General features: G+C 55.2%; 9 protein-coding genes. 4 read left to right on the plus strand and 5 right to left on the minus strand.

The window, feature by feature from the left end; all coding sequences use genetic code 11:
• Positions 1-121: 121 nt before the first annotated feature.
• From recN to barA, 5 genes are all read right to left on the minus strand, one after another.
• Positions 122-1,783, minus strand: coding sequence for a DNA repair protein RecN (recN, locus tag K0I31_RS06055; RefSeq protein WP_220080242.1), 1,662 nt, complete (start codon positions 1,781-1,783; stop codon positions 122-124).
• Between the two features lie 150 nt (positions 1,784-1,933).
• On the minus strand, positions 1,934-2,902 hold the full coding sequence (locus K0I31_RS06060) for an AEC family transporter (protein WP_220080243.1): 969 nt from the start codon (positions 2,900-2,902) through the stop codon (positions 1,934-1,936).
• A gap of 96 nt (positions 2,903-2,998) precedes the next feature.
• On the minus strand, positions 2,999-3,193 hold the full coding sequence (locus tag K0I31_RS06065; RefSeq protein ID WP_011865000.1) for a DUF3319 domain-containing protein: 195 nt from the start codon (positions 3,191-3,193) through the stop codon (positions 2,999-3,001).
• A 3-nt stretch (positions 3,194-3,196) separates the two neighbouring features.
• Positions 3,197-3,799 carry a YjaG family protein gene (locus K0I31_RS06070; RefSeq protein ID WP_011865001.1) on the minus strand — a complete coding sequence of 201 codons (603 nt, stop codon included), beginning with the start codon at positions 3,797-3,799 and terminating at the stop codon, positions 3,197-3,199.
• Positions 3,792-6,575: a two-component sensor histidine kinase BarA gene (gene barA / locus K0I31_RS06075; protein WP_434086788.1), complete on the minus strand. Its 2,784-nt coding sequence runs from the start codon at positions 6,573-6,575 to the stop codon at positions 3,792-3,794. The genes K0I31_RS06070 and barA overlap by 8 nt, the downstream gene beginning before the upstream one ends.
• Before the next feature lie 115 nt (positions 6,576-6,690).
• Between barA and rlmD the strand changes: the two genes are divergently transcribed.
• The 4 genes from rlmD to pyrG all read left to right on the plus strand — a co-directional run bounded on the left by rlmD (position 6,691) and on the right by pyrG (position 13,042).
• Positions 6,691-8,025, plus strand: coding sequence for a 23S rRNA (uracil(1939)-C(5))-methyltransferase RlmD (gene rlmD / locus K0I31_RS06080; protein ID WP_220080245.1), 1,335 nt, complete (start codon positions 6,691-6,693; stop codon positions 8,023-8,025).
• Between the two features lie 164 nt (positions 8,026-8,189).
• The gene (gene relA, locus K0I31_RS06085) at positions 8,190-10,394 is read left to right on the plus strand and encodes a GTP diphosphokinase (protein WP_220044647.1); all 2,205 of its coding nucleotides are present in this window, start codon (positions 8,190-8,192) and stop codon (positions 10,392-10,394) included.
• A 102-nt stretch (positions 10,395-10,496) separates the two neighbouring features.
• A complete protein-coding gene (gene mazG, locus K0I31_RS06090) occupies positions 10,497-11,294 on the plus strand; it encodes a nucleoside triphosphate pyrophosphohydrolase (RefSeq protein WP_220080246.1) in 798 nt (265 codons plus the stop codon).
• 110 nt (positions 11,295-11,404) lie between these two features.
• Positions 11,405-13,042, plus strand: coding sequence for a CTP synthase (gene pyrG, locus K0I31_RS06095; RefSeq protein WP_011865006.1), 1,638 nt, complete (start codon positions 11,405-11,407; stop codon positions 13,040-13,042).
• Positions 13,043-13,118 lie beyond the last annotated feature (76 nt).

The raw sequence follows: 13,118 nt of genomic DNA on the forward strand, positions 1-13,118 counted from the left end.
ACATTAGATGCGCAATAGGCTCGCCTCAGAGGTGCTTATGAAATGAAAAGCGCGGCTAAAATATTGCCGCGCTTGCTCTCGTTAATCTACTCAATGGCTGTCAATGTCAGGGCTCATCGGTCTAGCCTTGCAGTAACTCCTTGGCGTTGGCCAGGGTGTTGTTGGTGATGACGTCGCCACCAAGCAGGCGCGCCAGCTCTTCGATACGCTGTCCCTTGTCCAGCGGCACCATAGAGGTCTCGGTTTGTCCTGCCTTGCTCTGCTTGTTAACGAACATATGCTGATGACCATTGCCGGCGACCTGGGGTAGGTGGGTCACACACAGCACCTGTGTCGACTCGCCCAGGGCGCGCAGCATCTTGCCCACCACGGCGGCGGTCGGGCCTGAGATCCCCACGTCGACTTCGTCGAAGATGAGGGTCGGGGTGGCGACCTTCTTGGCGGTGATCACCTGGATGCCGAGACCGATACGCGACAGCTCGCCGCCCGAAGCTACCTTGGCGATGGGCTGCAGCGGCTGACCCGGGTTGGTGGTGACCTGAAACTCCACAGTATCGCAGCCGTTGGGGGACATCATCTCGGGGTTGAACTGCACGTCGATGATAAATTTGCCCTTGGGCATGCTGAGTTCATGGATAGAGCGGGTAACCTGCTTGTCCAGCTCCTTGGCGTAACGCTGGCGGCTCTGGCTGAGCTTTTGGGCATGGGCGATGAAGCTATCGCGGCAGCTCTCGAGTTGCTGGGCTATCTCATCGAGCTTCTCCTCATCCGAGTCCAGCTCACTCAGCTCCTGGCTTAGTGCCTGATGATGCTGATAGAGATCTTTGGCGTTCACATGGTGCTTACGTGCCAGCATCATGATCTTCGACAGGCGCTGCTCTAGGGCGGCAAAATGATCCGGGTCCAGCTCCAACTTATCTAGGTAGCGTTGCAGCTCACTGCTGCTCTCCTGTACCTGGATCAGGGCATCGTTAAGCATGTTGCCCACCCCTTTAAGCTCAGGATCGTAACCTTCGAGCTCCTGGGCCTGATCTAGACTCATGTTGAGCAGCGATTCTATGGCGCCCTCTTCATTATCCTGTAGCAGGTAGAGGGTGCGCTGGCAGGCCTGGATTAGGGCAGTGCCGTTGGCCAGTTTCTTATGCTCGGCCTCTATCTCATCGAACTCTTCTTCGCCCAGGGCGAATTCGTCGAGTTCTTCGACCTGATATTGCAGCAGCTGCTTGCGGGCGATGCGCTCATGTTGCGACTGTTGTAGCTGGCTTAGCTCCTTTTGGATCAGCTTGAAGCGCTGGTAGCTGGCGCTGCAGGCCTCGAGCAGCATCTTGTGGTTGGCATAGCTGTCGAGCAGAGTAAGTTGATGCTCACTCTTTAACATGGCGTGGTGGGCATGTTGGCCGTGAATGCCGATAAGTAGCTGGCCTAGGGCGCGCATCTGGTTGAGGGGCACAGGGTTGCCGTTGATGTAGGCGCGTGAGCGACCGTCGCTGCCTATGGTGCGGCGCAGGATACATTCGTCGTCTAGCTCAAGGTCATTGTCTTCTAACCAACGTTTGGCCAGCGGGATATCGTCGAGGGCGAAGCGGGCACTGACTTCGGCCTTGCTGGCACCCGGTCTGACGGTATTGGCATCGGCGCGATTGCCCAGGCATAAGCCTAAGGCATCGATGGCAATCGATTTCCCCGCGCCGGTTTCGCCTGTGATGCTGGTCATGCCAGACTTAAAGTCGAGTTCTAAAAAGCGGACAATGGCAAAGTTATTGATGCTGAGCTGACAAAGCATGATGACATCCTTTTACAAAGTACTGTATTCATGCACAGTATATACTGAATTTTTATACAGTAAATACCTGTGTGCTTTTTACCCATGAAAATAAGTTTTAGGACTCTGCAGTCCGACAAAACAAGGCGCCGGTTAAAACAAGCCTATCCGTTATAAAAAGCTTGCGGTGCCCGAGTCCAGCCAATGGTGCAGTAGCGGAATGGTGGCAAAGCTGATCACTATCCCCAGGCTGATGGTCTGGGCGCTACTGGTGGCACCTACGTTGAATCTGTGGGCCAATAGGTAGACGCTGGCGGCGGTGGGCAGGGCGGCCAGAATCACCCCCATCTGCAGCAGTTGTCCGCTAACTCCTAAGGCGCCCAGGAGCAGATAAGCCAGCAGCGGCTGTAGCAGCAGCTTACTCAGGTTGAGCATGGCCAGCTCGGCAAGGCGTGACTGTATGCCTGCGGCGTTTCTGCCTCCCTGGTTGGCCTTGCACAGCACCATGCCGATGGCGAACAGGGCGCAGGGGCTGGAAGTCATGCCGAACTGCCTGATGATCTCGGCTATGGGGCGGTACAGCTCTATATGAGCGGCAGATATCGCTACGCCGGCCAGGCTACCCAGTATGATGGGGTTTTGAATGAGGGCGAAAAACACCGTCTTGAGAGCGCTGTCTGTCTGTCCCTGAAACAGCGCCAGCTGGGCCAGCACTATGGCAAATACGGTTACCGATAAAAGGCTGGCTAAAGCGGCAGCGGCCAATGCTAGCTGATCCCCGGGAAACAGCATCATCATCAGCGGAATGCCGATGAAGGAGGTGTTACCAAAGGTGGTGTTGAGGGCGCGAATGGCCGCCAGAGGTTTATCCTTGGGCTGTAACCAGAGTGATAGCAGGCCAGTGAGCAGATAGATGAGGGTCATGGCCAGGCTGTAGCCGCCAATAAATCCCCAGTTGGTGATCTCTTCGATCGGGGTCTCGGCCAGCACTATCATCATGATCGCCGGAAAGGCGATGTAATAGACATACTGATTGAGGACGTTGTCGCTGCCTTCGGGCAGTAGCCGCGCCTTTTGCACGATAAAGCCGGTGACCATGATGCCAAACACGACAAAGAGTGGCGAGAGAGTGGTTAACATAGGGAGACGACTTCCTTGGCTGGGATCCGAGCGGTGATAAACCGAATACGCCGTTAGGGTATCACTTTGCCCGCCGCGTCCCTATAACGCTAAAGTCTAATGCTTGGGGCCGGAGCGCCGATGGAGTGGCTTAGGTGGCGGCAATATCCCCAGCTCCTGGTAGAAATGGATCTGGCGCCTGAGCTCAAACAGGGAGCCGACGCGTCGCTGCTCCCCTATGGTGAGGCACCAGGTATTTGTTAACCCATCTGGGTTGGTGAGCACAAATCCCTGGTAGATAAGTTTGCGCATGGGTTAGGCGCCTACTGAGATCCCTATGTTAGATACGCCTGCCTGCACTAACTCCTTGCGCAGCGCCTTGACGAAGTCGGCGGTGATCTTAGGGTTCTCTTCGATGATCTCCAGCAAGGATGCCTGAAGCGCTTTCTCTTCCTGCATCACCTCGTGATTGAAGATATGATCATCCAGTGCTTCTTCATCCATCTCTTCTTCGAGTGTGGCCTCGATATAGTTGGCCACAGTGGCGGAGGAGAGCTTGCTGATGTTGGTGATGTCGTCTTCCACCTTGCTCTGAATGGCGCTAAGCAGTGAGGTGAGGGCGACGGCGGCGTCCATGGCAGGATAGACGCCGTAGACATCGAAATCGCTCGGCTCAGGTGTGTTGAGATCCAGTCGCTCGAGGTAGAGATCGATATTCAGTTTCAGCTTCTGATCGTACATGGATTGCCATAGCAGGTTGAGCACGGTATCGAGCACCTGTGGGTCGCCAAATTCGCAGACCTCACTGAACAGCTGATAGTTAGGGTACATGCGTTGGCAAAGGGCGATGGCGAACAGCTTCTTCTGTTCTGGTTCGAGGGCCTTGAGGCGCTTGAAAAACCCGGGTTTATTACTCATCGATCACATCCATAGATAACTGGGCTATTACTTGATTTGCCGCCGATTCTACCTTAGAAAGCTCATCAAGTAACTCAAGTATTTCCGGCTCGACCAGATCGACGCTGGCATTTTGCTTGAGTGACTGTTCAATCTCTCGACAGAGTCGCTGAGTCGTCGGCACGCCGCAGTAGCAGCTGGCGCCGTGGAGCTTGTGCACATGGCTGACCATGGCCTGGCTGTCCTGACGCTCGAGGGCGCCCGAGATGTGCTCACGGGTCTCGGGCAGGGAGTCGACCAGCATCTGCAGCATCTCCAGCGCCAGGCTGGTTTTCTGATTGGCCTGGGTCAGGCAGAGATCCCAATTGAGGGTGTGCTGGTCGAAATGGGTAAACTGCGGCCTGGTCTTCCAGCGACTGATAACGCTCTTCAGCGCCGCCTCATCGATTGGCTTAGGCAGGTAACCATCCATGCCGCTCTGATCAATGCGCTCGCGCTCCTCGGCGATGGCGTGGGCGGTCACGGCGACAATCGGCGTATTGCGATTAAGTGAATGCTCACGTATCTGCTTGGTGGCGCTAAAGCCGTCGGTGCCCGGCATCTGAATATCCATGAAGATGAGATCGAAGCTCTTGGCCTTGGCGATCTCCACCGCCTCTTGGCCGTTGTCTGTGACCGTCACCTGAGTAACCAGCTCCTTGAGCAGGGTCTTAATCAGCTTGAGGTTGGCGGGGTTATCGTCCACCGCCAGCACGCTCATGGGTTCGCGCTCCTGGGTTTCTTTGACCGCTTCCTGGAAAGGCATGGCCTCATATTGGGCGCGGTGGGGATTGATCAGGGTAACGGCCAGGGCGCGCTCACCCACCGGCGCCTGCATCACCTTGTCCACGTTGGGCTGGATCAGGCTCATCTTGGCGGCGCTGTCTGTGCTGCTACACAGGTAAAGGGTGTAGTCGCTGATCTTGGCTATCTTATTGAGCACGTTTAACAGGTTAGGACTGCTGGCCAAATCGTTGCAGCTGATGATGGCGTAGTCGAAGTGGCGGCCCTCTTCGCCGGCCACCCTGGCCAGATCTTCGGCAGTGGTGATACTGATATTTTGCATGCCCCAGTGGCTAAGCAGGTTTTCATGTACCTTGCGCGACAGCTCCCGCGGCTCGAACAAGAGCACCGTCTTGTCGATGAGGTTGTCGGTTTCCAGCGGCTGGCTGATGGGGTAGGGACTCAGCTTGAGGGGCAGGGTGAACCAGAAGGTCGAGCCCTTACCCGGCGCCGAGATACAGCCGATCTGACCGCCCATGCGGTTGATCAGACGCTTGGTGATGATAAGCCCGAGGCCTGTGCCGCCGAAGCGACGCGAGATAGAGGAGTCTGCCTGGCCGAAGGCCTGGAACAGTTGAGCCTGGTGGGGCTTGTCTATGCCTATGCCAGTGTCTGTGATCTCGCAGCGCACGTTGACCTTCTCGGCCTCTTCACTGGTCAGGCGCATCTTGAGGTGCACGCTGCCGCTGTCGGTAAACTTGATGGCGTTGCCCACCAGGTTTGTGATCACCTGGCTGACCCGCAGGGCATCGCCTGAGACGTTGTCGTTGATGCTAGGCTCGATATCTACCACCAGCTCGAGATCTTTCTCCTTGGCGCTGTTGGCCAGCAGAGAGATGGTGTCGTCGATCACCTCACGCAGGGCAAAGGGCATGTTCTCCAGCTCCATCTTGCCCGCCTCCAGCTTGGAGAAGTCGAGGATGTCGTTGATGATCCCCAAGAGGTTGGTGGCGCTCTTCTCGATAGTCTTGATGTAGTCCTGCTGACTGGCGTGTAGCGGCGTCTTCAATAGCTGTTTGGCGAAGCCGATCACCCCGTTAAGGGGCGTGCGCAGCTCGTGGGACATGTTGGCCAAGAACTCTGACTTGATGCGGCTGGCCTCCAGGGCGCGCTTCTTGGCGAGATCCAACTCGACGTTTTGGATCTCTATCTGCTCCAGGGTCTCGCGCAAGTCTGAGGTGGCCTGATCGATATTTTGCTGCATCTCCTCATGGTATTCCGACAAGGAGCCCGCCATGGCATTGATGCCCCGCTTGAGCAGGTCCAGCTCACCAATCAGGTTGCCATCGACCCTGGTGTCCAGCTTGCCTTCGCGGATCTTGGCCACCACGCGCACCATCTCTGTGATGGGGTGGGTGACGTTTTTCACCAGGCGGAAGGTAAACAGTAGGTTCAGCTGCACGCCGATCAGGACAATAATGAAGGCGGCTACCGCTGCCCTGTGCTGCTCCAGCAGGGCGTTCTCCTTGTTGAGCAGCACGGCGATGTAGCCGAGCTTGGCGGAGTTGACCTGCTGGGCCATGGAGTTGCTGTCGTAGGGGCTGACCACAAGTTCGCGCTGGCTGGAGAAGATGGGGCTGCGCATGATGATGCTGTCGCCAAACTGCTCCACCTCTGTGGTCTGCAGCGAGTCGATGGGCTCGTTGTAGCGCATAAACTCGTGGCTCTTATAGTGATGTGAGGTCACTATCACCCGGTTGTTGGTGTCGAAGATAGCAATAAACTGCACTAGGTTGGACTTATTGAGCTGCACAGAGGTGATCAGGCGTTTGGTGGTTTCGAAGTTTTTGGTTTCCAGGCCGATCTCGGCGGAGATGGCCAGCGGCTCAATAATATTGCCGCCACGTTCGATTAAGCTTTCTTCCAGCTCATAGAAACGATTTATGGTAAAATAGCTGCCAAGTAAAATACCAACCAAAATAGTGGGCGCTAAGGCCAGCACGAGAACCCAGGCTCTCAGGCTGTATTTAGTCATATTGTCTGCACTATTCATTGAGTTGGTATTATTTATCTACGATGGATATAGGTTACATTAGACTGCCAGACTTTGTGCAGTCTTTACTAGTATTTTTATTGTTTTAGAGGCCTAAATGGCACAATTTTATAAAGCTAAACCCCGCAAGACACAACAAACCCAGGCCAAGCAAAGTTTCCATGTTAGTCAGCTGGATCATCTGGGGGCGGGGATAGCAGAACATCAGGGAAAAATCGTCTTCATTCCCGGCGCACTGCCGGATGAAACGGTCACCGCGCAGATAGTCGAGCAGAAGAAGCGCCATGCCAAGGCCAAGCTGATTAAGGTAGAGAGCGCCAGCGCCGCGCGTATAGAACCTAGTTGCCCTTACTATGGTCGCTGCGGCGGCTGTGACCTGCAGCATCTTGAGCTTTCTGCCCAGCGCGATGCCAAGCAGGCGGCGCTGGAGAACCTGATCAACAAGATGGGCCGCACCCAACCCCAAGCCATGAGCGAGCCGCTAAGCGGCGAAGGCTGGCATTATCGTCGCCGCGCCCGTCTGGCGACTCAGTACCTGCGTGATACAAAGCAGCTCAACCTGGGGTTTCGCGCCCTGGCCAGCAGCGAGGTGGTCAATATCGACGCCTGTCCTGTGCTGGCAAAATCTTTGTCTGAGCTTATCGCGCCGCTGAATCAATGCCTCAATCGCCTCAGTGCCAAGCGTAGCCTGGGCCATGTGGAGCTGTTGTCGGTAGATTCTGGCCCATGCGTGGTGCTACGTATCACCAGCCCCCTGAACGATAAAGATAAGGCTCTGCTAGCTAGCTTTGGCGAGCAGCATAAGGTGAGGCTTGTCTTACTCGATGATGACAGCAAGCTTGAGACCCTATGGGGGGATGAGGGGCTGCCCTTCTATACCCTAGAGGATGGTAGTCAGCTTGGCTTCTCACCGGGCAACTTTATTCAGGTCAATGGTGAGATCAATCAACAGATGGTGACTCAGGCGATCGACTGGCTTCAGGTTCAGCCGGGCGAGCGGGTGCTGGATCTCTTCTGCGGTGTAGGTAACTTTACTCTGCCGCTGGCCAAGGCGGGCGCCCAGGTGGTGGGCGTCGAAGGGGTCGAGGCCATGGTGGCGCAGGCGAGACGCAATGCATCCATGAGCGGCGTCGAGGGGGCCGAGTTCTACCACGGCGACCTGAGCGCAGATCTCTCCGCTGCCCCTTGGCTTGGCCGCATCGACAAGTTACTGCTGGATCCTGCCAGAGCCGGCGCCTATGAGAGTCTACAATGGTTAAAGAAGATGAAGCCCAAGGCGATCGTCTATATCTCCTGTAATCCTGTGAGTCTGGCCAGAGATTGTGAGCCGCTGCTGGCACAGGGTTATCAGCTTAGTCGCCTGGGACTCATCGATATGTTCCCTCAGACGCATCACATCGAGGCCATGGCCTTGTTTGAGTTGGAGAAATAGTTAGGCCGAGCGGCCAAATAGTCGCCGACTATCAATTGACATTGGCGGGGGAATCCCCAAGATAGTGAGTTTGGTATTGGCGATGTCAGCCAGCGTGGTTTGGATGACGTAACAGGTCGAGCAATATTTAGGGGCAAGCACTTAAGTTTAAGGACATGCAGTAGATGGTATCTGTTAGAGAAGCACATTTTAAAGACACAGATTTTCAATTGACCGAATGGGTTAATCGTTATCTGAGTGACGCCGATGACGCCAGCACCTTACTTGCGCTAATAAAGCAGGTAGAGGCCCTGGTGGCGAAACATGATGCTAACGATACCCTGCTGATCGGCCGCGCCCGCGAGCTGATTGAGATCCTCGCGCCGCTGAACATGGATATCGAGACCCTGCAGGCGGCGGTGATCTTCGTGGTGTTCGACGCCGGCCTCATGACTGAGGAGCAGATGCTGGAGCTGTTTGGCGATAAGCTCACCACGCTAGTGAATAGCGTGGTGACCATGAATGCCATCGGCGCCCTCAAGGTCAACGAGCAGAGCCGTAACGCCGAGCCCCAGATAGATAATATCCGTAAGATGCTGCTGGCCATGGTGGAAGATGTGCGCGCCGTGGTGATCAAGTTGGCCGAGCGTATCTGCCTGCTGCGAGAAGTGAAAAATGCAGACGAGGAAACCCGAGTGCTGCTGGCGCGGGAGATTGCCGACATCTATGCGCCGCTGGCCAACCGCCTGGGCATAGGCCAGCTCAAGTGGGAGCTGGAAGATATCTCCTTCCGTTATCTGCATCCTGATACCTATAAAGACATTGCCAAGCAGCTCGATGGCAAGCGGATGGATCGTGAGATCTACATAGAAAATTTCGTCAATCAGCTGCAGCAGCGACTGGACGAGGAGCAGATCCGCGCCAAGGTCTATGGTAGGCCTAAACATATCTACAGCATCTGGAAGAAGATGCGAGGCAAAGATCTCACCTTCGATGAGCTGTTTGACGTGCGCGCCGTGCGTATCGTCACCGAGCGCTTACAAGATTGCTATGGCGCTTTAGGTGTGGTGCATACCCTTTGGCACCATATTCCCAAAGAGTTCGACGACTATGTCGCCAACCCTAAACCCAATGGCTATCAGTCGATTCACACCATAGTAGTGGGCCCAGAGGGCAAGACGGTGGAGATCCAGATCCGCACCGAGCAGATGCATGAAGATGCCGAGCTTGGGGTGGCCGCCCACTGGAAGTATAAAGAGGGCACCACAGGTAAGCAGAGCGGCTACGAAGAGAAGATTAATTGGCTGCGTAAGATCCTGCAGTGGCAGGAAGATGTGGCCGAGAGTGGCAACCTGGTGGATGAGGTTCGCAGTCAGGTGTTTGAAGACAGAGCCTATGTCTTCACCCCGAATGGCGACGTGGTGGATCTTCCCATGGGCTCCACCGTGCTGGATTTCGCCTACTATATTCACTCACAGGTAGGCCATAAGTGTATTGGCGCCAAGGTCGATGGCCGTATCGTGCCCTTTACCTATCAGGTGGAGACCGGCGAGCGGGTCGAGATCATCACCTCCAAGCATCCTAACCCTAAGCGGGATTGGCTTAATCCCAACCTCGGTTATATCAAGGCGTCGCGCACTCGCTCTAAGATCCAGCACTGGTTCAAGCAGCAAGACAGAGACAAGAATATCGTCGCCGGGCGCGAGATGCTCGAGGCCGAGCTGGCACGTTCTGGATTGACCCTGAAAGATGCCCACAGCGCCGTTGAGCGTTTCAACATGGTGGGGATGGATGACCTGCTGGCCGGTATCGGCGGCGGCGACGTTCGTCTCAACCAGGTGGTTAACCATGTGCAGAGCCGGATGCGGGTCAACGAGGTCTCCGAAGAGGAGGCGCTGGAAGATCTGCTGAAGAAAAACCAGGCGCGTGCCACAGGCAAGGGCAAGGGCCAGGTCGAGGTGAATGGCGTCGGTAATCTGCTCAGCCATATCGCCAAGTGTTGTCAGCCGGTGCCTGGGGATGAGATCTTCGGGTTTATCACTAAGGGCAGGGGGATCTCGGTTCACCGAGCCGACTGCGAGCAAGTCAAAGAGCTGATGCGGGTGCACCCAGAGCGCAGCGTGGATGTGGTCTGGGGCGAGAACTACTCAGGCGGCTATAAACTTAAGCTAAAGGTGCTGGCTAATGACCGTAGCGGTCTGCTGAGAGACCTCACCTCGGTGCTGGCGGCGGAGAAATCTAACGTGTTGGCCATGAGCTCATCGTCGGATGTGAAGACCCAGACGGCGGCGATAGAACTTGAGCTCGAGCTGTATAACCTGGAAGGTCTATCCAGGGTGATCGCCAAGCTGTCTCAGGTAGCCGGCGTCATCGAGGCGCGACGTCTCTAACCGCGCGGTAAGCCTGTCTATCGCAGCGCAGATAAAAAGCACAAAGTTCACAGATGATAAGAGTAAGAGGCGGCCCTGGCCGCCTTTTTGATGAGGTAAGCGATGCAGAGTAAATCAGATATCCAGAGATTGCTGACCATCATGGAGCGGCTAAGGGACCCAGAAACGGGTTGCCCCTGGGACAAGGCCCAGAGCTATCAGACCATAGTGCCCTTCACCCTGGAAGAAGCCTTCGAGGTGGCCGATACCATAGAGCGCGGCGCCCTGGATGAGCTCCCCGGTGAGCTTGGGGATCTATTGTTTCAGGTGATCTTCTATTGTCAGCTGGGCAAGGAGCAGGGCAGGTTCGATTTCGACCTGGTGGTGGAGAAGATCTGTACTAAGCTCACCGAGCGTCATCCCCATGTGTTTGGCGAGATGACTCAGGCATCCAGCGACTCGGTGCGTGAAACTTGGGAGAGCATCAAGGCCAAGGAGCGCGCCGGGCGCTCGCTACACTCGGTGCTCGATGATATTCCGCGCTCACTGCCGGCCCTGACCCGCGCCGCCAAAGTGCAGCGCCGAGTGGCGACCGTGGGTTTTGACTGGAATGACTTAGGGCCTGTGGTGGCCAAGATCCATGAGGAGATCGACGAGGTGATGGTGGAGGTTGCCGCCCAGGACAGAGACAAGATGGAAGATGAGCTGGGAGACCTGCTGTTTGCCGTGGTGAATCTGGCCAGACATCTCAAGCTGGACCCAGAGCAGGCGCTGCGCCGGGCGACCAATAAGTTCGAACATCGCTTTCGCGGCGTCGAGGCCTTAGCGGCCCAGTCGGGCAAAGCCATGCAGGAGCATAGCCTCACTGAACTGGACGCCTATTGGGAGCAAGTCAAGCGAAATGATCTCCTAAAAGGCTAAAATAGTTGCCGTTACCTATTTGTCGAATCCAAAGGGCTTTGATATAATAACGCCCCGTCCTAGTGCTTTCTTACAAGCACATATTTCCAACTCATTTTCTCAGGTTCAGCATGACTACAAGGTATATCTTCGTTACTGGTGGCGTGGTTTCATCACTAGGTAAAGGCATTGCAGCAGCATCATTGGCGGCAATTTTAGAGGCTAGAGGCCTTAACGTAACCATTATGAAGTTGGATCCTTATATTAACTTGGATCCGGGTACCATGAGCCCAACCCAGCACGGTGAAGTATTCGTCACCGAAGATGGCGCTGAAACTGACCTCGACCTGGGTCACTACGAACGTTTCATCCGTACCAAGATGAACCGTCGTAACAACTTCACCACGGGTCGTATCTATGAGGAAGTGCTGCGCAAAGAGCGTCGCGGCGACTACCTAGGGGCCACCATTCAGGTGATCCCACACATCACCAATGCGATTAAAGAGAAAGTACTTGAGGGCGGAGAAGGGCACGACGTGGCGATCGTTGAGATCGGCGGTACCGTGGGTGATATCGAGTCATTGCCTTTCCTTGAGTCTATTCGTCAGTTGGGCGTAGAACTAGGCCGTGATCGTACCCTGTTTATGCATTTGACCCTGGTGCCTTTCCTAGGCGCGGCGGGCGAAGTCAAGACCAAGCCGACACAACACTCGGTGAAAGAGCTGCGTTCAATCGGTATCGCGCCAGACGTACTGGTTTGCCGTGGTGACCGTGCGATTCCGTCTAACGAGAAGGCGAAGATCTCGCTATTCTGTAACGTTGAAGAACGCGCCGTGATCTCGCTGAAAGATGTCGATAGCATCTACAAGATCCCTGCATTGCTGAAGGCACAAGGCCTGGACGATCTGGTCACCAAGCGTTTCGGCCTTGAGTGCAGAGAAGCCGACCTGTCTGAGTGGGAAAATGTTATCTATCAAGAAGCCAACCCAACCGGTGAAGTCACTATCGGTATGGTGGGCAAGTACACCGAACTGCCAGATGCTTACAAGTCGGTGAACGAAGCGCTGAAACATGCCGGCCTGTTTAACCGCGTGTCGGTCAACATCAAGTATATCGATTCACAAAACATCGAAGCCAAGGGCACAGAAGTGCTGGAAGGCCTTGACGGTATCCTGGTACCGGGCGGCTTCGGTGAGCGCGGCGTCGAAGGCAAGATCATGGCGGCGCAGTATGCCCGTGAGAACAACCTACCTTATTTCGGTATCTGTCTGGGTATGCAGGTTGCACTGATCGAGTTTGCGCGCCACGTGGCTGGTTTAGAAAATGCGCATTCAACCGAGTTCAACAAAGACACGCCGCATCCAGTTGTGGGCTTGATCACAGAATGGATTGACGAAAAAGGTAATATCGAGCAACGTCATGAAGAATCAGATCTCGGTGGCACCATGCGTCTAGGCGCGCAGCTGTGTCATCTGATCGAAGGTACTAAGGCGGCAGAAGCCTACAAGGGACTGACCTGTGTAGAGCGTCACCGTCACCGTTACGAAGTGAACAACACATACAGAGAACGTTTAGAGAAAGCCGGCTTGGTATTCAGCGGTCTGTCGACAGATCGTCAGCTGGTTGAAATGATTGAACTCCCTAACCACCCATGGTTCGTGGCGGGTCAGTTCCACCCTGAATTTACATCAACGCCTCGCGATGGTCAGCCATTGTTCCAAGGTTTCGTTGCAGCAGCCGTTGCGTACCAAAAACGCGATTTAGGCTAATCTTTATACAAGGGCCGCTTCCGACTCTCGGAGGCGGCTTTTTTGTTTCAGATGATGTAAATTTAGCGATAAGAAT

This window comes from Shewanella spartinae (genome assembly GCF_019457555.1).
Classification (GTDB): Bacteria; Pseudomonadota; Gammaproteobacteria; order Enterobacterales; family Shewanellaceae; genus Shewanella; species Shewanella loihica.

What these genes read in the sequence shown, in the direction of transcription:
- mazG (WP_220080246.1), top strand. Translation starts at nt 10,497, where the DNA reads ATGCAGAGTAAATCAGATATCCAGAGATTGCTGACCATCATGGAGCGG.
- K0I31_RS06070 (WP_011865001.1), bottom strand. Translation starts at nt 3,799, where the DNA reads ATGAGTAATAAACCCGGGTTTTTCAAGCGCCTCAAGGCCCTCGAACCA.
- pyrG (WP_011865006.1), top strand. Translation starts at nt 11,405, where the DNA reads ATGACTACAAGGTATATCTTCGTTACTGGTGGCGTGGTTTCATCACTA.
- barA (WP_434086788.1), bottom strand. Translation starts at nt 6,575, where the DNA reads ATGACTAAATACAGCCTGAGAGCCTGGGTTCTCGTGCTGGCCTTAGCG.
- relA (WP_220044647.1), top strand. Translation starts at nt 8,190, where the DNA reads ATGGTATCTGTTAGAGAAGCACATTTTAAAGACACAGATTTTCAATTG.
- K0I31_RS06065 (WP_011865000.1), bottom strand. Translation starts at nt 3,193, where the DNA reads ATGCGCAAACTTATCTACCAGGGATTTGTGCTCACCAACCCAGATGGG.
- recN (WP_220080242.1), bottom strand. Translation starts at nt 1,783, where the DNA reads ATGCTTTGTCAGCTCAGCATCAATAACTTTGCCATTGTCCGCTTTTTA.
- K0I31_RS06060 (WP_220080243.1), bottom strand. Translation starts at nt 2,902, where the DNA reads ATGTTAACCACTCTCTCGCCACTCTTTGTCGTGTTTGGCATCATGGTC.
- rlmD (WP_220080245.1), top strand. Translation starts at nt 6,691, where the DNA reads ATGGCACAATTTTATAAAGCTAAACCCCGCAAGACACAACAAACCCAG.